This is a genomic window from Halomicrobium zhouii, assembly GCF_900114435.1.
GTDB lineage: Archaea > Halobacteriota > Halobacteria > Halobacteriales > Haloarculaceae > Halomicrobium > Halomicrobium zhouii.
On record NZ_FOZK01000003.1, the window covers coordinates 114,196 to 132,027 of the forward strand.

The 17,832-nt window shown below is 66.8% G+C and carries 21 protein-coding genes; 12 read left to right on the forward strand and 9 right to left on the reverse strand.

Features of this window, described 5'->3' with window-relative positions; all coding sequences use genetic code 11:
* Positions 1 to 150 precede the first annotated feature (150 nt).
* On the forward strand, positions 151 to 1,248 hold the full coding sequence (locus BM337_RS14300; protein WP_089817327.1) for a DoxX family protein: 1,098 nt from the start codon (positions 151 to 153) through the stop codon (positions 1,246 to 1,248).
* 82 nt (positions 1,249 to 1,330) lie between these two features.
* A complete protein-coding gene (locus BM337_RS14305; RefSeq protein ID WP_089817328.1) occupies positions 1,331 to 2,791 on the forward strand; it encodes an RtcB family protein in 1,461 nt (486 codons plus the stop codon).
* Here BM337_RS14305 and BM337_RS20700 read toward each other — a convergent pair.
* Positions 2,695 to 3,252 (reverse strand): type IV pilin N-terminal domain-containing protein, encoded by a 558-nt coding sequence (locus BM337_RS20700; RefSeq protein ID WP_177227543.1) that lies wholly within the window; start codon positions 3,250 to 3,252, stop codon positions 2,695 to 2,697. The two genes, BM337_RS14305 and BM337_RS20700, sit on opposite strands and share 97 nt — an antisense overlap.
* A gap of 91 nt (positions 3,253 to 3,343) precedes the next feature.
* Between BM337_RS20700 and BM337_RS14315 the strand changes: the two genes are divergently transcribed.
* Positions 3,344 to 4,195, forward strand: coding sequence for an eIF2B alpha/beta/delta subunit family protein (locus tag BM337_RS14315; RefSeq protein WP_089817330.1), 852 nt, complete (start codon positions 3,344 to 3,346; stop codon positions 4,193 to 4,195).
* Between the two features lies 1 nt (position 4,196).
* On the opposite strand, the gene BM337_RS14320 is transcribed toward BM337_RS14315, so the two are convergent.
* On the reverse strand, positions 4,197 to 4,394 hold the full coding sequence (locus tag BM337_RS14320; protein ID WP_089817331.1) for a DUF8106 domain-containing protein: 198 nt from the start codon (positions 4,392 to 4,394) through the stop codon (positions 4,197 to 4,199).
* Between the two features lie 202 nt (positions 4,395 to 4,596).
* Between BM337_RS14320 and BM337_RS14325 the strand changes: the two genes are divergently transcribed.
* Complete coding sequence (locus BM337_RS14325) at positions 4,597 to 5,682, forward strand: mechanosensitive ion channel family protein (protein WP_089817332.1); 1,086 nt, start codon at positions 4,597 to 4,599, stop codon at positions 5,680 to 5,682.
* Positions 5,683 to 5,755: 73 nt separating this feature from the next.
* Here the strand turns inward: BM337_RS14325 and BM337_RS14330 are convergent, their stop codons facing one another.
* Both BM337_RS14330 and BM337_RS14335 read right to left on the reverse strand, forming a co-directional pair.
* On the reverse strand, positions 5,756 to 6,160 hold the full coding sequence (locus BM337_RS14330) for a universal stress protein (protein ID WP_089817333.1): 405 nt from the start codon (positions 6,158 to 6,160) through the stop codon (positions 5,756 to 5,758).
* Between the two features lie 37 nt (positions 6,161 to 6,197).
* The gene (locus BM337_RS14335; RefSeq protein WP_089817334.1) at positions 6,198 to 7,553 is read right to left on the reverse strand and encodes a bifunctional metallophosphatase/5'-nucleotidase; all 1,356 of its coding nucleotides are present in this window, start codon (positions 7,551 to 7,553) and stop codon (positions 6,198 to 6,200) included.
* A 96-nt stretch (positions 7,554 to 7,649) separates the two neighbouring features.
* Between BM337_RS14335 and BM337_RS14340 the strand changes: the two genes are divergently transcribed.
* The 7 genes from BM337_RS14340 (at position 7,650) to BM337_RS14370 (ending at position 11,385) form a co-directional block, all read left to right on the forward strand.
* Positions 7,650 to 7,889 carry a DUF5816 domain-containing protein gene (locus tag BM337_RS14340; protein ID WP_089817335.1) on the forward strand — a complete coding sequence of 80 codons (240 nt, stop codon included), beginning with the start codon at positions 7,650 to 7,652 and terminating at the stop codon, positions 7,887 to 7,889.
* Between the two features lie 88 nt (positions 7,890 to 7,977).
* A complete protein-coding gene (locus BM337_RS14345; protein WP_089817336.1) occupies positions 7,978 to 8,283 on the forward strand; it encodes a DUF7116 family protein in 306 nt (101 codons plus the stop codon).
* Positions 8,284 to 8,315: 32 nt separating this feature from the next.
* On the forward strand, positions 8,316 to 8,852 hold the full coding sequence (locus BM337_RS14350; RefSeq protein ID WP_089817337.1) for a mechanosensitive ion channel domain-containing protein: 537 nt from the start codon (positions 8,316 to 8,318) through the stop codon (positions 8,850 to 8,852).
* A gap of 59 nt (positions 8,853 to 8,911) precedes the next feature.
* Positions 8,912 to 9,826, forward strand: coding sequence for a metal-dependent hydrolase (locus tag BM337_RS14355; RefSeq protein ID WP_089817338.1), 915 nt, complete (start codon positions 8,912 to 8,914; stop codon positions 9,824 to 9,826).
* Positions 9,827 to 9,867: 41 nt separating this feature from the next.
* Positions 9,868 to 10,485, forward strand: coding sequence for a hypothetical protein (locus BM337_RS14360; RefSeq protein ID WP_089817339.1), 618 nt, complete (start codon positions 9,868 to 9,870; stop codon positions 10,483 to 10,485).
* Positions 10,482 to 11,141 (forward strand): DUF2238 domain-containing protein, encoded by a 660-nt coding sequence (locus BM337_RS14365; RefSeq protein ID WP_089817340.1) that lies wholly within the window; start codon positions 10,482 to 10,484, stop codon positions 11,139 to 11,141. The genes BM337_RS14360 and BM337_RS14365 overlap by 4 nt, the downstream gene beginning before the upstream one ends.
* 40 nt (positions 11,142 to 11,181) lie before the next feature.
* Positions 11,182 to 11,385, forward strand: a complete 204-nt coding sequence (locus tag BM337_RS14370) for a dodecin (protein WP_089817341.1) — start codon at positions 11,182 to 11,184, stop codon at positions 11,383 to 11,385.
* A gap of 43 nt (positions 11,386 to 11,428) precedes the next feature.
* On the opposite strand, the gene BM337_RS14375 is transcribed toward BM337_RS14370, so the two are convergent.
* From BM337_RS14375 to BM337_RS14385, 3 genes are all read right to left on the reverse strand, one after another.
* Positions 11,429 to 11,794, reverse strand: coding sequence for a HesB/IscA family protein (locus BM337_RS14375; protein ID WP_089817342.1), 366 nt, complete (start codon positions 11,792 to 11,794; stop codon positions 11,429 to 11,431).
* A 64-nt stretch (positions 11,795 to 11,858) separates the two neighbouring features.
* Positions 11,859 to 13,130, reverse strand: a complete 1,272-nt coding sequence (hisD, locus tag BM337_RS14380) for a histidinol dehydrogenase (protein WP_089817343.1) — start codon at positions 13,128 to 13,130, stop codon at positions 11,859 to 11,861.
* A gap of 67 nt (positions 13,131 to 13,197) precedes the next feature.
* Positions 13,198 to 13,863: a DnaJ domain-containing protein gene (locus BM337_RS14385; protein WP_089817344.1), complete on the reverse strand. Its 666-nt coding sequence runs from the start codon at positions 13,861 to 13,863 to the stop codon at positions 13,198 to 13,200.
* 124 nt (positions 13,864 to 13,987) lie between these two features.
* Here BM337_RS14385 and BM337_RS14390 point away from each other — a divergent pair, with 124 nt between their 5' ends.
* Positions 13,988 to 14,818, forward strand: coding sequence for a CPBP family intramembrane glutamic endopeptidase (locus tag BM337_RS14390; protein WP_089817345.1), 831 nt, complete (start codon positions 13,988 to 13,990; stop codon positions 14,816 to 14,818).
* An 80-nt stretch (positions 14,819 to 14,898) separates the two neighbouring features.
* Here BM337_RS14390 and BM337_RS14395 read toward each other — a convergent pair whose 3' ends face one another.
* Both BM337_RS14395 and BM337_RS14400 read right to left on the reverse strand, forming a co-directional pair.
* Entirely contained in the window at positions 14,899 to 16,050 is a 1,152-nt protein-coding gene (locus tag BM337_RS14395) for a hypothetical protein (protein ID WP_089817346.1), read from the reverse strand.
* A gap of 399 nt (positions 16,051 to 16,449) precedes the next feature.
* On the reverse strand, positions 16,450 to 17,811 hold the full coding sequence (locus BM337_RS14400) for an NAD(P)/FAD-dependent oxidoreductase (protein ID WP_089817347.1): 1,362 nt from the start codon (positions 17,809 to 17,811) through the stop codon (positions 16,450 to 16,452).
* Positions 17,812 to 17,832 lie beyond the last annotated feature (21 nt).

Below are 17,832 nucleotides of genomic sequence, written 5' to 3' on the forward strand. Positions count from 1 at the left end.
TGGTCGTTCCTGCTACTCGTGCTCTTCCGGTGACTGGTTCCTCCGCTGTCGTCGTGACCGCCGTCCTGACCGGGGAGGCGGCCAAACGACGAAAGCAGCATCGGTGTGAAAGACGAATAGCGTAAACGCGCCGACCGGTAAGACGTTACCATGAGTACCCGCCGCTCGTCGCTCGTGACCGCTATCGCTGCACTCGTTGCGTGCGCGTTCGCGCCGCCTGCGGCGGCACACGTCGACTACGTCACTGACCCGGTCGGGCAGACGCGCGACGCGTTCACGTTCGCGTTCGACGTCCTCTCGGACCCGGTCAACGCCGCGATGGTGGCCGGCGCCTCGCTGGTCGGCGTCGTCACGCTCGCGGCGTATCTCCGGTACCGGCCGACCGTCCCCGACGTCGAGATCCTGCGGGAGACGCTCGCGACGTACTACGACCTCGTCCCGTGGATGCTCCGGTTGAGTCTCGGTCTGCCGCTCGTCGGCGCGGGGTTCCAGGGATACCTCTTCGCCCCGACGGTGACGTTCGACCCTGGGGCCAATCCGCTGTTACGTCTCACGCTGATCGGCGTCGGCTTTTTCATCCTCTTCGGCCTGGCGACGCGCATCGTCACCGCGGTCGGGCTGTCGCTCTACCTGTTGGCGCTCGCGACCAACCCGGACGTCATTCTGGCCGTCGAGTACCTCCCCGGGTTCCTCGCCATCTTCGTCCTGGGCGGCGGCCGCCCGAGCGCGGACGACATGCTCCAGGACGTCGCAGCGAGCGACGCGACCCTGTACGGCCGCGTCGACCCGGTCCACCATCTGAAGGCGCGGCTCGACGACCTGACCGCACCGTACCGACGGTTCGTCCCGACGATTCTCCGCGTCGGGATGGGCGTATCGTTCGTCTACCTGGGGCTGGTCGAGAAGCTCGCGTCATCGGACCGGGCGCTCCAGGTCGTGGCGAAGTACGACCTGACTGCCGTCGTCCCCGTCGACCCGGGGATGTGGGTACTGGGTGCCGGACTGATGGAGATCGTCGTCGGTCTCGCGCTAATCGTGGGACTGCTGACTCGCGCCAGCGCCGCGACGGCGTTCCTCCTGTTCACGCTGACGCTGTTCGGCCTGCCGGACGACCCGGTGCTCGCCCACGTCACGCTGTTCGGGATGGCCTCTGCCATCTTCACGCTCGGTGCCGGACCGTTCTCGCTGGACGAACGACTCGCGCGGACTGCCGCGACCGAGGCGACGGCGGCCCCGGGCGACGACTGAGCTGGGGCGATGGCCGACGCCGCTTCCGACTCGACGCCGGACTACCGGACGACATTTCACTTTGCCGCGACCAGTAACGACTATGACCACGTACGAGGCGGGCGACGTCACGCTGGAGCAGGTCCGCGAATTCGTCTGGGAGATTCCCAAGTCCGGGGGGATGAACGTCCCGGCGCGGATCCTCGCCAGCGAATCGTTGCTCGACGAGATCAGCGAGGACAAGACGCTCGAACAGCTGCGCAACTCGACGTACCTCCCCGGCGTCAGGAAGTACGCGCTCTGTATGCCCGACGGTCACCAGGGGTATGGCTTCCCCGTGGGCGGCGTCGCCGGCATCGACGCAGAAAACGGCTGTATATCGCCCGGAGCAGTCGGCTACGACATCAATTGCGGCGTCCGGATGATGCGGACGAACCTGACCTACGACGACGTCCGGGGCCACGAGGAGGAACTGGTCGACGCGCTGTTCGAGGCCGTCCCCTCCGGGCTCGGCGGTGGCGGCGTCCACGAGGGGACCGTCGACGACGTCGACGCCATCCTCTCGCGCGGGATGGACTGGGCGCTCGAAAATGGCTACGCCGTGCGGGACGACCTGGAACACTGTGAGGACGAGGGCTACCGGCCGGAAGGCAATCCCGACAAGGTCTCCGAAAAGGCCAGAAATCGTGGGAAGAACCAGGTCGGCTCGCTCGGTTCGGGCAATCACTTCCTCGAAGTCCAGCGCGTCACCGACGTGTTCCGCGAGGACGTGGCAGCCGACTTCGGATTGAGCGAGGACCAGATCGTCGTCCTCATCCACTGTGGCTCCCGCGGCCTGGGCCACCAGGTGTGTACGGACTACCTGCGGAAGATCGAACAGGCGCACTCGGGACTGCTGAACCAGCTTCCGGACAGGGAACTCGCCGCGGCGCCCGCGGGCTCGCAGCTCGCCGAGGATTATTACGAGGCGATGTGCGCCGCTATCAACTACGCATGGGTTAACCGACAGCTGATCATGCACCGGACGCGCGAAGTGTTCGCGGACGTCTTCGACCGGGACTGGGAAGCGATGGAGATGGACCTGCTGTACGACGTGGCCCACAACATCGCCAAACGGGAGACGCACACGGTCGACGGGGAGGAGACGGACCTGTTCGTCCACCGGAAGGGCGCGACGCGGGCCTTCCCGGCTAGTCACCCGGAGGTGCCCGCCGCGTACCGCGACGTCGGCCAGCCGATCATCATCCCCGGGAGCATGGGCGCGGGGAGCTACGTGCTCCGCGGCGGCGACCGGAGCCTGGAGGAGACGTTCGGGTCGACGGCCCACGGCGCGGGGCGGCTGATGAGCCGGACGCAGGCGAAAAACGAGTACTGGGGCGAAGACGTTCGCGACGACCTGCGGGACCAGCAGCAGGTCTACGTGAAAGCCCAGTCCGGCGCCACGGTGGCCGAGGAGGCGCCCGGCGTCTACAAGGACGTCGACGAGGTGGTCCGCGTCTCGGACGCGCTCGGCATCGGCGACAAGGTCGCCTGGACGTTCCCCGTCTGCAACATCAAGGGTTGAAGCCGCTGAAGCCGGAATCCGGACGTCTCCGCGTCGCGCCCGACCCACTCGCTCAGTTGCGTGCGGTTCTCCCCCTGTTCGTAGAAGATGCGGACGGTCGACCGCTCGGTCACGGGTTCGCCGTAGCTGTTGCCTTCGCTCACCTGCACGGTGGTGCCCGGGCCGACCTCCTCAGATTCGTCGACGCTGGCGGCGTCGGCCCAGGTCGTCTCGGCGTCGTCCCCCGCGATGACGATGTCGCCGGCGGGGAACGCGTCACCCTCGACGTGGGTGACGATGAGCACGCCGCTGCCCTCTGGGTGGTCGTAGCTGAAGTTGGCGTGGGGACCGCTCGGCTCCTCGCTCGGACCGATCAGCACGTTGAGACCGACCAGTCCCGTCACGACGATGGTTATCCCGACGAGGATCACGACTCCCGTCGACTCGGTGATTGCTCGGTCGTCGCGGCGGAATCCCTCCATTCCCTCGGTGGTTGTGCGGGCATCGAATATAGGTGATTCGGCTGACGGGGACAGGGGAAAACCCTTGTCGATCCGGGGCACAGAGTGGGACATGATAGACGAGACCGTCGAGCAAATCGAGGAGATGCAGACCCACAGCTCCTCGGTCGTCGCGGTGCGGGCGGCCCGTGCCCTCCAGTCGCTGACTGACAGGGAGTTCCCCGCCGTCGAGGAGTACCTGCGCTCGCTCGAACGCAACAGCAACGCCCTCCGGCGGGCGAACCCGTCCCACGCGTCGCTCCACACGACGCAACGCCAGATCGTCCAGCGCGTCACCGACGCGGACCCCGACAGCGTGGAGGACGCCCAGCACGAGACCCACGTCGCCATCGAAGAGGTCGTCGAGCAGGTCGAGACCGCGAAGCTCAGCGCCGCCAAGCGCTGTGCCGACCAGATCGCCGATCACGACGTCCTCCTCACCCACGACTACTCATCGACGGTCCTGAGCGCCATCCGCCTGGCGACGGAGCAGGGATCGGAGTTCGAGGTGTACGTCACCGAGGCCCGTCCCCGGTTCCTCGGGCGGCGGATGACCCGCAAGCTCGCCGAAATCGACGCCGTCGACACCCACCACATCGTCGACAGCGCCGCGGGGCACTACCTGTCGGCCTGCGAGCGTGTCCTCGTCGGCATGGACTGCGTCGTCGACGACGTGCTGTACAACCGCGTCGGCACCTACCCCATCGCTGCGACGGCGAACGACGTCGGAGTGCCGGTCAGCGTCGTCGGGTCGGCGGCCAAGCTCATCGAGGGCGGTTTCGCCTTCGAGAACGAGTTCCGCTCGACTGCGGAGGTCATGCGGGAACCGGCGGACAACTTCACCATCGACAACCCCGCGTACGACGCGACGCCGATGCGTCTCGTCGACTCGGTGATCACGGACGAATCGCTCGTCGAATACTAGCTTACCGGATCGCGACGACCTGGTCGCACTCCGGACAGCGGTACTCCTGCTGGGCCTCGGCGGTGGTGACGTTCCACGACCCGTCGACGGGGCTCTCGTGCCCGCAGACGGGACAGAACAGGACGTCCTTGCGTCGCCGACCGTCGGTTGGCGGCTTCTTCCTCTCTTTCGGTTCCGTGCGAACGTTGGCGCTCGTCATTATCGGTGGCTAACGTACGGTCCGTGATATACCTGTCGAGCGTTTGTTTGATTGTTACTGACAAACGTTGCTATCCCGCGATTTCGACCGTGTAGGATCGACGTCGTCCGTGATAGTTGGTGTCAGCGACCCAGGATAGGCGGTGAATTTCGCGATAACCGGGTCACAACGTTTTTCGCACGTGGCGAGAGAGGACTGGAGTATGCCACCGGGACGGAGTATCGGGGCCTTCCTCGGACAGGTGACCGCGACGCCGACGGGGACGCCGACCGGCACGTCCAACGGGACGGCGACCGAAACCCCGGAGTCGCCCGTCCCGGTCGAACTGTTCCCGGACTGGTTTCCGGTCTGGGGCCAGAATCTGGTATCTGCAATCGTCGTCATCGCGCTCGCGTACCTGGTCAGCAGGTTAATCGTAAGACTGTTCGGTCGTCGGATCGCCCGCCGGTTCGAACGTCCCAGTCTCACCCGGACTGTAATCCGCGGTATTCGGTTCGCGGTCTTCCTCTTCGCGTTCCTGACGATACTCCGCATCTACGGGCTGGGACTCGGCAACATCGCCATCCAGGTTGGGGTGTTCACCGCCGTGCTCGGTGTCGTGCTCGCTCCCATCGTGGGCTCTGTCATCAGCGGATTCTTCCTGCTGGCCGACCAGCCCTACGAGATCGGTGACATGATCGAACTGAGCGACACGGGCCAGACGGGATTCGTCGAGGACATCACGCTCCGGTACACCAAGATATTCACGCTCGACAACACCTTCCTGGTGATCCCGAACGGAACGATGCGCGAGCGGGACGTGATCAACTACTCCGCCGAGGACGCCCGCACGCGACTCGAGTTACCGGTGCTGGTCACCTACGAGAGCGACATCCCCCAGGCGAGGAAGCTGATCCAGACCGCCGCGCGGCAGGTCGACGTGGTCATCGAGGGCGGGCCTGACATCCGCGTCGGCGCGGCGCGTTACCCGGCGGCGCCGACCTGCTACATCGACGAGTTCGGCGACCACGGCATCCTCCTCACGCTCCGGTACTGGATCGAACAGCCCTACAAACTGCTGGCGACGCGCTCGAAGGTCCAGACGAACGTCTGGGAGGCCCTCGCCGACGCCAACGTCGAGATCGCCTACCCCCACTCGCACCTCTACTTCGACGAGACGAGCGGGCAACTCGGTCTCGGGATGGACGAACTGTCGCGCAACGGCCCGACCGGCTCCTCGACGATGGCCCACGACGTCGACGGGATCGACACACCGGACGGGGACGAGGGAACGGACGACGCGAGCTGACGATACGATCTGGCGATACCATCTGACGATACGAGCTGACGACGCGGACTGACGAGAACGACGACGACGCCGGCTAGTCGGCGGACGCGGTGACGACCTCACAGTCGACTTCCTCGTGGAGGAACCGCTCGACGTCGGCGTCGTCGACGAGACGGCGGATCATCGCGCGCCACCGACCGGCCTGCTTCTTCCCGATGACGACGACGTCGGCCTTCTGGGCGGCGATCTCTTCGAGGATGGTCTCCTCGACGAGCAGCCCGGATCGGACGACGTAGCGGGTCCTGGGGAGGTGGCCGAACGCCTCCTGGACGGCTTCTTTCAGTTGCCGACGCGTGATACCCCGGCCCTCCTGGTAGAGGTTGACGTGGAGAATAGAGAGGTTGGCCTCGCGCTCCTCGGCCACGCGGATGCCCTCTGCGAGCGTCGCGCGCGAGTGCTTAGTCAGTGGATACCGGACGGGAACGACCACCTGTGTCATCGGTCGTAATTCTCCGTCCCACGGTACAAGGGTTCCGCTACCGGTAGACGATTCGGTCCTCGACCTCGGGGTCGATCCCCTGGGCGCGGGCGTACTCCGCCATGACCCGGAACTGGGTGTCGAGCGTCCCGGTCCGGTGGGTCTCGTCGAGGACGGGGAACTCCTCGCTGGTGTGAAAGAGGAAGTCGGCGGTGGCGACGGAGTACGTCGCGTCGTCCTCGACGGGTGACCCGTCGACGTTGAGAGACGATATCTCGCCGTCGGACCGGTCCCAGACGACCGATAGCCCGCTCAGGTGACCGTTCCACCAGTCGGACTCACCGAAGCTGATGTTCGCCCCGCTGCACTGCCGGATCACCGTCCGAAGCTCCGTGCCCGTCAGCTCCGCGACGGCGACGGGTTCGTCGAAGGGGACGACGGAGACGAGGTCGGCCACGGTGACGTCCCCAGCCAGGGGTGGGCCTTCCCTGATTCCGCCGCTGTTCTGTAGCCCGACGTCCGCCTCCGCGGCCCACCGGTACGCGTCGGCGACGAAGTTTCCGATGCGACTCTCGCCGCGAAACGCCGTCGACTCGGTTCGCAGGATCGGGTCGCTGACGTGATCGACGACCTCGTCCAGATCGGCCTCCTCGCGCAGTTCGGCCATCGTCTCGGCGACGCCGTCGTGCCGCGGACCGTCCTCGACCTCGTGACGGGTGACGGTCGGCGACTCGCCGAGATCGATCTCGTAGACGATTTCTCCGTTGACACCGGGACGGGTGAGCAGCGTCTCGTCGAGGCGTTCGACGATTTCGCTGTGGACGTGGCCCCCGAGGATGACGTCGACGTCCGTCTCGGCCGCGAGCGTCTCGTCGAGTCTGCCGAGGTGGGAGAGGACGACGACCCACTCGGCGCCGCGTTCCCTGAGCGCCTCGGCGGCCTGCTGGACGGGGACGGTCGGGTCGAGAAATTCGAGGGATCCAGTCTCGGGGACGTAGGCGGTCGTCTTCGGGTCGGTGACGCCGACGAACCCGACCGTCGTGCCGTCGACGGCCTGGAGCGCCCAGGGCGCTGTCTCGTCAGCGAGGAACCGCGTGCCGTCGCCGTCGACGACGTTCGCGGTCAACCACGTCTGTGGCGAATCGGCGACGATTTCCCGGATAGCGTCGACGCCGTGGTCGAAGTCGTGATTCCCGAACGTCTCGAAATCGGGCCCCACGGCGTCGTAGAACGGGAGCGACTGGCGACCCTCGGTGACCATGGAGAGGACGCCCGGTGCGGTGTTGTCGCCCGTCCCGCAGACGACGGTGGCGTCGCCGCGGAGGGCGTCGATGGTGCCGGCGAGGCGGCCCGCGTTCCCCGGGTCGTCGTAGGCGTTCTCGACGTCGGAGTAGTGGACGAGGGAGGGCGGCATCTACTCCCGTCCACGCCACAGGCGGACTAATCCTCTTCGGCTCCGTCCGTTGCCCGGAGAGTCAACCCTAAACCGTTCGACGCCCCAGAACCGGGCATGGAGGAACGCGACGGCCCAGACGGCCGGCAACTCTACGTCGACCGGGAGCAACGCGAACGCGGATCCAAGGGGCCGTTCTTCGTCGCCTTCGGCGACCCGGACCGGGAATCGCGCTGGGGATACTTCTGCGACAACTGTCAGACGTTCAATAACGCCATGGACGCCATGGGCCGCATCCAGTGTAACGTCTGTAGCAACGTCCGCAAGCCCGACGAGTGGGACGCCGCCCACGAGTAGCTCACGAGTAGGTCACCGTCGGTCGGTTCACGTCAACGTTCGGGACAGTCCGAACGCTTAATACCTGTCCCTTGGTACTCTGTGTCAGATGGGGGCTGTTACCACCTCACTGGCGTCGCAGGCCGAGTCGATCTTCGACGACCTCGGGTACAGCGTGTCTCACCACGATACGGAACTTCTCGCCGAGCGCAAGTGGCGCGTCGTCCACGTGACTCTCTCTTATCCGGAGGAGGTCCCCTCCGACGGCGACTTCCGGTGTTTCGTCACCCGGTCCGAGGAGGCCACGTCCACCAGCAGACGGGTCGCGATGGCCGATCCCGACTACGAGTGGGCCGTCATCGGCGTCGACGACGACGGCGAGTACGAGGTGCGAGAGCGGTCCCACGCCACGTGAGCTTTTAGGCGGCGCCGTCGCATCAATACGTAATGGTCAAGTCCGCCGTCACGCAGGCGTTCGAGACGTTCGTCGCCGACGTCGTCGCGGCTATCCCGCGACTTCTCACCGGCCTCGTCTTCCTCGTCCTCGGCGCGATAGCGATCAAGGTCCTGATGACCGTCGTGCGGTACTTCCTGCGGCGGGCCTTCCCCGGCGAGTCGCCCGTCTATCGGCAGTTCGTCGCGACCGTCGTCGCGGCGTTCCTCTGGTTCGCCGTCGGCCTCTCGTTCCTCTCGCTCGTCGGCCTCACCGTCATCGCCGGGGCGCTGGGGACGGCGACCGGATTCCTGGCGCTGGGCGTCTCCTACGCGCTCTCCGGGATGCTCGCCGACGCCGTCGCCGGCGTCTACCTCCTGCGAGACCCGGACTTCGAACCGGGCGACACCGTCACCGTCGACGACGTCACCGGCGAGGTGGTCGCCATCGAACTCCGGAAGACGCGACTCCTCGTCGAGGGCGACACGGTCGTCCGCGCGAACGAGGCCATCGAACAGGAGTGGCGCAAGGACGGCCACCCGGCGGGCTAAACGGTACCACGATACACGCTGCACAAGAAGCTTATAAGCGTCGACAGTGAACAACGGGTATGTTCGTGGGGCACGCGCTCCTCGCGTTCGCCCTCGTCGCGACGGTCGCTCGATGGCGGGGCTGGGAGCCAGAACGGGCGATACAGGTCGGCGTCGTAGCCGGTCTCTTCGCGACGGCCCCCGACCTCGACATTCTCTACGGCCCCGTCGGCCTCGTCGGCGGCGTCTCCGGCGTCATGAGCGCTGCCGAGACGTTCTGGTCGACCGGCAACGTCACGCACCGCGGACCGACCCACTCGATGGTCGTCGGGCTGTTTGCGGCAGGTGCGTTCGCGGTGTGGGCTCGTGGGTCCGTTCCGGCACGCGCGGTCGCGATCGTCGTCCTCGGTGGTATCGTCACCACGGTTGGGGCCTTCAGCGGCGGCCTGGCGGCGATCGTGACTGCCCTGTTCCTCGCCGGCGGCCTCCTCGTCTGCGTTCTCGGCGACCGCTGGGAGTTCGGTCCCAGGTCCGTGGGGCTCGCGGCGCTCGCGGGCTTGCTAACCCATCCCCTCGGGGACCTCTTCACCGGCGAACCGCCGCAGTTACTGTACCCGCTCGACGTCACGCTCCTTAGTGAGCGGATCGTCTTGCACCCCGACCCGACGCTCAACCTGCTCGCCGCCTTCGCCGTCGAACTGGCCGTCGTCTGGCTCGCCATCTACGTCGCCTTCTCACTGCAAAACAGGGACGTCCGGACGTACGTCGACCGGCGCGCCGTGCTCGGCCTGGCGTACGGGGGCCTCGCTCTGTTGCTCCCCGCGCCGACGCTGGAGACGTCGTATCACTTCGTCTTCACGGTGCTCGCGTTCGGCTTCGTGGCCTTCCCCCGACGGCGCGTCCGCCGAGTCGACGCGCCGCGCGTCTTCTGTACGGCACTCGCCGTCGTGACCTGTGCCGGGCTCGCGTACGCGAGCGCCTACGTCGTGTTCTGACTCCCGACAGCCTTTCAACGGAGGGCGTCATGGTCGGGGATATGAGTTCGAACGTCGGGCAACTGCTGAGCGGGGCGCGTCGGAACGCCGCCCTCTCGTGGGCCCTCGTGGGGTTTCTCGCGCTCGCCGTCGCGACGAGCCTGTTTCGTGGCGACCTGATCTGGGCCGGCTTCGCGCTGGTGGTCGCCGTTCTCACGGTCCTGCCGCCGCTGTTGCTCCGGAATCCGACCGCGACGTTGCCGTGGGAAGTGACAGCGCTCTGTGCGCTCCCGATCCTCGGCCGGGCGCTGTCGACGGTGACGCTCACCGGGCAACTCGCCACCTACCTCTCCGTCGCTGGCATCGCGCTCGTCGTCGCCGTCGAACTCCACCTGTTCACGCCCGTCCGGATGACCGACACCTTCGCCGTCGGCTTCGTCGTCGTCGCAACGCTCGCGATGGCCGGACTGTGGGCCGTGGTTCGCTGGGCGGCAGACCTCACGCTCGGCACGACGCTCCTGCTGGACCCGGCGCTCTCCGAACCCGTGATCGAACGACAGCTGATGTGGGAGTTCGTCGCGTCGACGGCGGCGGGCGTCATCGCGGCACTGGTGTTCACCCTGTACGTCCGCCGACGTATCGAACCTGACCTGCGATTCCCCGAGGAGGTGCCGCGGTGAGGGTCCGCGACCGGGTCGGCGTCAGCCAGCTCTGGCAGCGGCGCATCGTGTGGGTGATGGAGGCGTCCCTCGTAGGCATGTTCTTCATCGGCATCGACCGCGGTAACACCGGGATCATCGTCAACACGGCCATCGCCCTCGCCATCTCCCAGCTCCCCGCGGTCCTCGAGCGCGACTACGACATCGCGCTCGACGCGGGCCTGACGCTGTGGATAACCGCTGCAGTGTGGTTACACGCGGTCGGGACGGTCGGGATGCCCGGCGCAGACCAGAACTTCTACGCGACGATCTGGTGGTGGGACCACCTGACCCACGCGCTGTCCTCGTCGGTCGTCGCCGCCGTGGGCTACACCACCGTCCGCGCCATCGACCTCCACTCCGAGGACATCTACCTCCCGCCGCGGTTCATGTTCGTGTTCATCCTGCTGTTCGTCCTGGCCTTCGGCGTCCTCTGGGAAGTGATCGAGTTCACGCTCGGCGAATTCGCGGCGCTGGCCGGCGCCACGTCGGTCCTCACCCAGTACGGCCTGGAGGACACCATGCTCGACCTGGTGTTCAACACGATCGGCGCGGTCGTCGTCGCCGTCTGGGGGACGGCCCACCTCACTGACGTCGTCGGCATCGTCACGAACGTCATCGAGAACCGCCAGCGCTGACCGGAGCTTTTTGCCGTCGCCGACCGAACGGACACGTGGAATGGTCTTCAAGAAGATATCACTCACCGGCACGAGTCCCGACAGCTTCGACGACGCGGTCGACGACGCCGTCTCGCGGGCCGAAGAGACCCTCGACAACCTGAAGTGGGCCGAAGTCGAGGAGATGGGCGTCGAGATCGCCAACGCCGAACAGGGTCGTCAGTACCAGGCGGAAGTGATGGTCGCGTTCGAACTGGAAGAGTAGAAGACGCAGGGACGCTGGGTTGCCACCCGGATCGCGCGGTGACTCAGGTCCGGAACGACTCGCCGCAACCGCACTCGCTCTCGACGTTCGGGTTGCGCACGTGGAACCCCTCGCCCTGGAGCCCGCCCTCGAAGTCGAGGACCGAGCCCCCGATGTATTTGAGACTCGACTGGTCGACGAACACGCGCAGCCCCTTGTGTTCGAACACCTGGTCGTCGTCTTCCGGTTCGAGTTCGAATCGCATGCCGTAGGAGAGCCCGGCACAGCCCCCCTGCTGGACGAACAGGCGGAGCCCGGCCTCCTCGAGGTCCATCTCCTCGCCCTCCATCAGGTCGATGGCCTCGTCGGCGGCGGGTTCGGTCACGTCGATCCGCGTCGCGTCCGGATCCGGTTCGGCGGTACTGCTCATGGAAGTTCAAACGTGACGGGGCGTGTTAACGGTGACGCCCGCCTCGGGTCCGCGTCGGACGTCGCTACTCCTCGAAGCGCTTGCGGACGCTCTCGGCGTGGGCTTCGAGGCCCTCGGCCTCGGCGAGCGTGGTGATGGTGTCGCTGAGGTCGGCGAGACCGTCTTCGGAGATGCGCTGGACCGTCGTCGACCGGAGGAAGGTGTCGACGGAGAGCCCACCGACGACGCGGGCGCCGCCGCCGGTCGGGAGGACGTGATTCGGGCCGCTGGCGTAGTCGCCCGCGGCGACGGGGCTGTAGGGACCGAGGAACGCGGAGCCGGCAGACGGGATGCGGTCGAGCAGTTCCTCGTCGTCCTCGGCGAGGATCGAGAGGTGCTCTGGGGCGTACTCCTCGGCGAAGAGGACGGCCTCACTCATCGATCGAGCCACCAGGACGCCGGAGACGTCGCCGTCGAGCGCGGCGCGGATCACGTCCTCGCGCTCGCGCCCGGTCGCCTGCTCCTCGACGGCGGCGGCGATGGCGTCGGCCTGTGACTCGTCGTCGGTCACCGCGACGACGGAGGCGGCCTCGTCGTGTTCGGCCTGGGCGACCAGGTCCGCCGCCGCGAGTTCCGGGTCGGCCGTCTCGTCGGCGACGACGAGAATCTCGGAGGGACCGGCGAGGAAGTCGATGGCGACGTCGCCTCGAACCTCGGCTTTCGCCGCGGTCACCCACCGGTTGCCCGGGCCGACGACCTTGTCGACTGCTGTGACCGTCTCGGTGCCGTACGCCAGCGCCGCGATCGCCTGGGCGCCGCCGACCTGGTAGACGGCGTCCGCGTCGGCGACGTGGATGGCGGCCAGCGTGACTGGATTGATCTTCTCGGCCGGCGGCGTCGCGACGGCGACGTGTTCGACGCCCGCGACCCTGGCCGGGACGACGCCCATCAGTACGCTCGAGGGGTAGGCGGCAGTCCCGCCGGGTGCGTAGATGCCGGCGCTCTCGATGGGGGCGAAGCGTCGCCCGAGCGTGCGCCCGTCGAACTCGTCTCGCCAGTCTTCGGGGAGTTGCGCCTCGTGGAAGTCCCGGATGTTCTCCGCGGCGGTCTCGATGGCCCGTCGCGTCTCCCCGTCTATCTGCTCGTACGAGCGTTCGGCGGCGTCGCTCACGTCGAGGTTCCCGACGGTGACGCCGTCGAACTCCTCGGAGAACTCGCGCAGGGCGACGTCGCCCTCCTGGCGGACGCGCTCGACGATGTCGCGGACGTCGTCGCGGACGGCCTCGACCCCGGCGTCGCGTTCGAACAGCGCGCTCCGCTCGTCGGGCCCCAGATCGGCGACGCTTCGGACGTTCATAGGCGTCGTTCGCGGTGGCGCGAAAAACCGTTTGCTATCTGGGCCGCGTCGGTCACGCGCGTGCGAATCAGGCGTAGGCCCGGACGGACAGGTGGAGCGACGTCGCCGCGAGCGCGACGACACAGAGGACCACTGCGAGGACGACGCTCAGCGCCGACTGCGACCCCCAGGACACGATGACCCAGGCCGTGGCCAGCGCGCTCGCCAGCAGGATGACGTCGAGCAAGAGCCACGGGCCGACCGACTGGAACCGGGACAGCAGGCCGCCGGCCCTCGCTGGGGCGCGGCCGGGGTTCATTCGCTGACCAGGGCGATAGTACGCGGTCGCAGTGCCACCGCTGGCCGCTCTCGTCGGGTTCTCGCGCGGCGTCGCGTCGGTCGTCCCGCCGCCGTCGGTGTACGCCTCCGCCGCCTTTGCTGCCGCAGATCTCGTCTCACTGGCGTCGCTCGTTCCCGTAGCGGCACTCTCTGGTCCCGATTCTGCTTCGACGGCCCACCCACAGCCCCCGTGGCGCCGGAGGTACGCTTCGTGGCCGAGCCGGTCGTACTCCGACCGTTTCGACTCGTCTGCGAGCACTTCCTTCGCCGTCGTCAGGCGTTTGAACGTCTCTGTCGCGTCCGATCGGTCGGACACGTCCGGATGGTGCGACTTCGCCTCGTCGCGATACGCACGGACTATCGTCTGTCTGTCTGCGTCCCGGCCCACACCGAGGACGCTGTAGAACGTCTCCACAGTACACACCCTTACTATCTGACCAAATTCGGCCACAAGCTTAATAAACTACCTACAATTTCGGGCGTCGACATCGCTCCAGGAGGGAATTGTTTTCACTCACACCATTCTTTGTGCGGACGAAATGGATACGGATCTCCGCAGCACTGTGATTCACGTCCTGCGTTCGATACTCGCGCTCGTTTCGTCGGTCTTCCTCGGGGCGGGTGGACTTTTACTCGGTGCCCTCCTCTTCACCGCGACAATCTTCCTCGCGGGGGTCGAGTCGCCGGCGGTTGTCATCGTCCTCAGTCTCGTATTCGTCCAGGGTGTTGGCTGTATCGGCGTCGCGCTGACCTATATCAGGCTTCGTCCGGTGGTCACCAGCGTTATCGGAGACGTACTTGGCTATCCGGAGTACGTCCGCGACTTCTCCGTCGACGCTACCGTTCCGGACTTCGAGGGGTGGGCGATAATCGTCGCTGGCTACGTCGTCGCGCTCGGGTCAGCGTTCGCGGGAGCCACAATCGTCTCACAGTTCCAGGTCGAAACCGGACAGAACGCCGCCGCGGAGATCGGAATGGAGAACCCCGAGGTACTCCTGCTCCTCATCCCGGCCTCGATATTGTTGATCGGCCCCGGTGAAGAGCTCCTCTTCCGCGGTATCGTCCAGGGGCGACTTCGCGAAGTTTTCAGTCCCATCTCGGCGATTCTGGTCGCGAGCTTCGTGTTCGCGATGCTCCACTGGTTCGCCCTCAGCGGTGGGTCACCCACCGGCAACCTCGTCGCAGCTGGACTCTTGATCGGTCCCGCGATCGTCCTCGGCACTGCCTACGAGTACACTGACAACATCGTCGTCCCGTCGCTAATCCACGGAATATACAACGCAACGCTGTTCACACTGCTATACGTGGTCATCGCGTTCAGCGACGTCCTCGACGAAGCGGCGCCGCAGATGCTGGTCGTCCTCGCGTAGACGCCCTCGTCGCGTAACCCCGGCCGACTTTTGCGTCCCGTCTCGTGGCGGGGAGTTCGATATGGAATTCTCAGCGATCCTCAGGGGAGGAACTGAACCAGCGACAGGAGCAGGTGGTTGTCGCCGACGACGTAGAAGGAGACGAACGCGAGCGCGGGTATCCACACCGTACGCGACCGTTCGTACGCGACGCAGGCGACGGCGGCGACGATAGTCAGCGCGAAGCCAGCGGCCGCGACCCCTGGCGCAGGTCCATGGATCGCGGCCAGTCCCGCGAGCGGGATGGCGACGACAGTAACGCCGATGGACGCTCCGACGACGGGCGTCGCTTCGACGTCGAGACGCCGAGCGACCGGCCGAACGCCCCAGGCACCGATGGCAGCCCAGAGTAGCGACAGGAGGACGACCGTGGCGAATCCGCCGACGATCGCTACAGCGCTGTTCGTCAGCCCGACGGCGACGAACGCCCACCCGAGTACCCCGACGAGCGCCGGGACTGCTGCGGTTGCGCAGACAGGATCCAGCCGCTGGCGGAGACGCTCCTGCACCGCGCCGTTGTACAGTAGCCCCATTCCGACACCGATGCAAACCCCTGGCACGACCACTCGCCAGGCCAGCATTCCGGCCGAGAGCTGCGGGGCGAACGCTCCGACGATACGGTCGGTGAGAAGCGGGTGTCCGGGCGCCGTCGATGCGGCGAACTGTGCGACCCCTGCGGTCGCGCCCAGGGTCACCGTCACTCCCGCGAGCGGAAGAGACTCACGTTCCGGAAAGCCGAGGCGCACCTCGAACTCGCCCGCCCTCGCGTAGGCGAACCCGAGCAGCCCCATCGCGACACCACCGGTCAGGAGCGAGGTGAGCACGTCGCCGGGGAACACGGGGAGGTCGAGGACGCCGTGGAGGAGGTAGGATGCCACCAGGAGCAGCATCGTTGCGACGCCACCAACCTGGACGACCACGTACCGTTCCGCTGTAACTCCAGCGGGCCGTCGAGCCCGGATCAGCCCGTACGCCGTCGCCAGGGCCACCATTCCGAGCAGGGCGTAGACCACTGCCCCCGCGACCTGCGGGTCGAACACGTCCGGGACCAGCATGGATACCGTATCGACTCCCCAGACGAACAGAAACTCTAGTAGTAACGATGCGAACAGCAGAACGAACAGCGACCCGTACGTGCGGGCCGCGGGGCTATCCTGGACGACTGGGAGTTTTCGGAGGGATTTGGGGACCATCTGGTGAGAACCATCGACCAATCGTCAAATAAGATTGTTCGTCCCCGGTTCTGCCGGTCGCTGGACCGCCGCGAGTGATACCGAACGCCGCGGAGATGGCTCTCGACGGAACGTGAATGTCGCCCGCGACACTAACGACCGACCTCATCCTCGGCTGCGTGCCGCGTTAGTCGGATAACCCTCGTGGCGGGCGGCCGGTCCTACGGACCGGCGAATGGCGAAGCGGCGTCAGCCGCTGAGCCGGTCGTTCCGCAAGGAACGACGAACTGCTGTAACCGCTTACTATAGCGCACCCGGGTTCGCCGCGCTGTCATCGTCCCGATGTCGGGTCTCGGGCGGGGACAAAAGGCACGCAGTGAAGATAGCGACTCGAGCGGATTAAGCCCTCCGCTCGGCCCGTCAGACGGAGTACTCGGACTCGGCAAGCTGTACGTATGCGCCGTCGCGATAGTGGCGTTTGGTCCACTTGTATCGGCCCAGCAGCCGCAGCCCGTCGACGCCGGCGGCCAGCGCCTGGCGCCACCGGACGCCCTCGACGTGTTCCATCCGGGTCACGGTCTCGAACGTACGGTCCCAGTCGTCCGGGCCGAAGTCGTGGACGACCTCGGCCATGGCGACGTTGCGCAGGACCTCCTCGCCGATGGCGGCCTTCCACTCGTCGTTGTATCGCCCTATCTGATCCTGGGCGGCGAGGGTGCCGGCTATCTTGCCGGTTCGCACGGCGACGTGGTCCCCGCCCTCGTGGAAGGCCGACGTCGCGCCCATCGCGCCGCCGACGACGGCGATGTCTGCGCCCGTCGGCGAGTCGATCGGTCGCGTCGAGGAGATCGGGTACGTCTCTGTGCCACCGGTCTTGCCCCGGTCCTCGACGAGCGGGAAGTCTTCGAGGTCGTAGTCGGGGAACTCCCGTTCGAGGAGGCGCTCGACGTACTCCGCGCCGCGGGGGATCTGGTCGTCGTCCTCGCGGAGCAGCGCCCACTCGCTCGCGTCGTAGTCGTCGATATCGAGCCCGATGGGCATCGTCAGGCCGATGCGAGCGACGTTGCCGTCGTTCGGGAAGATCCACGGGTAGGCGGTGTGGCCGGGCATCACGCCCCACCAGAAGTCGATGGTGTCCTCGGGGAACAGCTCCTCGGGCATCCGCCGGTGTTCCTGGTAGGCGATGTGGTTCGCCTTGGTCGAGGGAAGCCGGTCGCTGAGCGTCTCCTCGCCGGGGAGGAACTGGCCGACGGCGCCGGCGGTGATCGTCCGCTGTGGCCCGTCGGCGAGTATCAGGAACTTCGCTTCGAGGTCCTCGCCGTCGGCGAGCGAGACGCGGTGGGAGTAGTCGTTCGACAGGTCGGTCTCGACGCCGGTGACGCTGACGCCGACGCGGTACTCGGCCCCGGCGTCCTCTGCCCGGTCACGGAGCCAGTCGTCGAACTTCGCCCGGTGGAAGGTGAACCCGAAGTTCGGATAGCTGGCGTCGATACCCGTCGAGCGGAGCGTCACGGACTCGTTGGGGCCGATGAACGACGCCCCGTTCAGCTCCGCGAGGATGACGTCCTCGGGGAACTCCTCGTCCGACTCGAAGTCCATCAGGTCGACCCAGTAGTCCAGCATCCCCGCCGCGTCCGTCGAGTCGGGGCCCAGGCGGTCCCTGTCGGCCCTGGGCACCCCCTTCTCGAGGACGACGGCGTCGGCGCCGTGGCGGGCCGCGGCGTGGGCGGCCGAGGTCCCACCCGGACCGCCACCGACGATAGCGACGTCTACGCGTTCCATACCCGTCCCGTGTGTCCCGGG

Coding starts and splice junctions, on each gene's coding strand:
- BM337_RS14390 (WP_089817345.1), top strand. CDS start 13,988: ATGGATACGGATCTCCGCAGCACTGTGATTCACGTCCTGCGTTCGATA.
- BM337_RS14360 (WP_089817339.1), top strand. CDS start 9,868: ATGAGTTCGAACGTCGGGCAACTGCTGAGCGGGGCGCGTCGGAACGCC.
- BM337_RS14345 (WP_089817336.1), top strand. CDS start 7,978: ATGGGGGCTGTTACCACCTCACTGGCGTCGCAGGCCGAGTCGATCTTC.
- BM337_RS14300 (WP_089817327.1), top strand. CDS start 151: ATGAGTACCCGCCGCTCGTCGCTCGTGACCGCTATCGCTGCACTCGTT.
- BM337_RS14330 (WP_089817333.1), bottom strand. CDS start 6,160: ATGACACAGGTGGTCGTTCCCGTCCGGTATCCACTGACTAAGCACTCG.
- BM337_RS20700 (WP_177227543.1), bottom strand. CDS start 3,252: ATGGAGGGATTCCGCCGCGACGACCGAGCAATCACCGAGTCGACGGGA.
- BM337_RS14400 (WP_089817347.1), bottom strand. CDS start 17,811: ATGGAACGCGTAGACGTCGCTATCGTCGGTGGCGGTCCGGGTGGGACC.
- BM337_RS14315 (WP_089817330.1), top strand. CDS start 3,344: ATGATAGACGAGACCGTCGAGCAAATCGAGGAGATGCAGACCCACAGC.
- BM337_RS14325 (WP_089817332.1), top strand. CDS start 4,597: ATGCCACCGGGACGGAGTATCGGGGCCTTCCTCGGACAGGTGACCGCG.
- BM337_RS14350 (WP_089817337.1), top strand. CDS start 8,316: ATGGTCAAGTCCGCCGTCACGCAGGCGTTCGAGACGTTCGTCGCCGAC.
- BM337_RS14335 (WP_089817334.1), bottom strand. CDS start 7,553: ATGCCGCCCTCCCTCGTCCACTACTCCGACGTCGAGAACGCCTACGAC.
- BM337_RS14395 (WP_089817346.1), bottom strand. CDS start 16,050: ATGGTCCCCAAATCCCTCCGAAAACTCCCAGTCGTCCAGGATAGCCCC.
- BM337_RS14305 (WP_089817328.1), top strand. CDS start 1,331: ATGACCACGTACGAGGCGGGCGACGTCACGCTGGAGCAGGTCCGCGAA.
- BM337_RS14355 (WP_089817338.1), top strand. CDS start 8,912: ATGTTCGTGGGGCACGCGCTCCTCGCGTTCGCCCTCGTCGCGACGGTC.
- BM337_RS14370 (WP_089817341.1), top strand. CDS start 11,182: ATGGTCTTCAAGAAGATATCACTCACCGGCACGAGTCCCGACAGCTTC.
- hisD (WP_089817343.1), bottom strand. CDS start 13,130: ATGAACGTCCGAAGCGTCGCCGATCTGGGGCCCGACGAGCGGAGCGCG.
- BM337_RS14340 (WP_089817335.1), top strand. CDS start 7,650: ATGGAGGAACGCGACGGCCCAGACGGCCGGCAACTCTACGTCGACCGG.
- BM337_RS14375 (WP_089817342.1), bottom strand. CDS start 11,794: ATGAGCAGTACCGCCGAACCGGATCCGGACGCGACGCGGATCGACGTG.
- BM337_RS14320 (WP_089817331.1), bottom strand. CDS start 4,394: ATGACGAGCGCCAACGTTCGCACGGAACCGAAAGAGAGGAAGAAGCCG.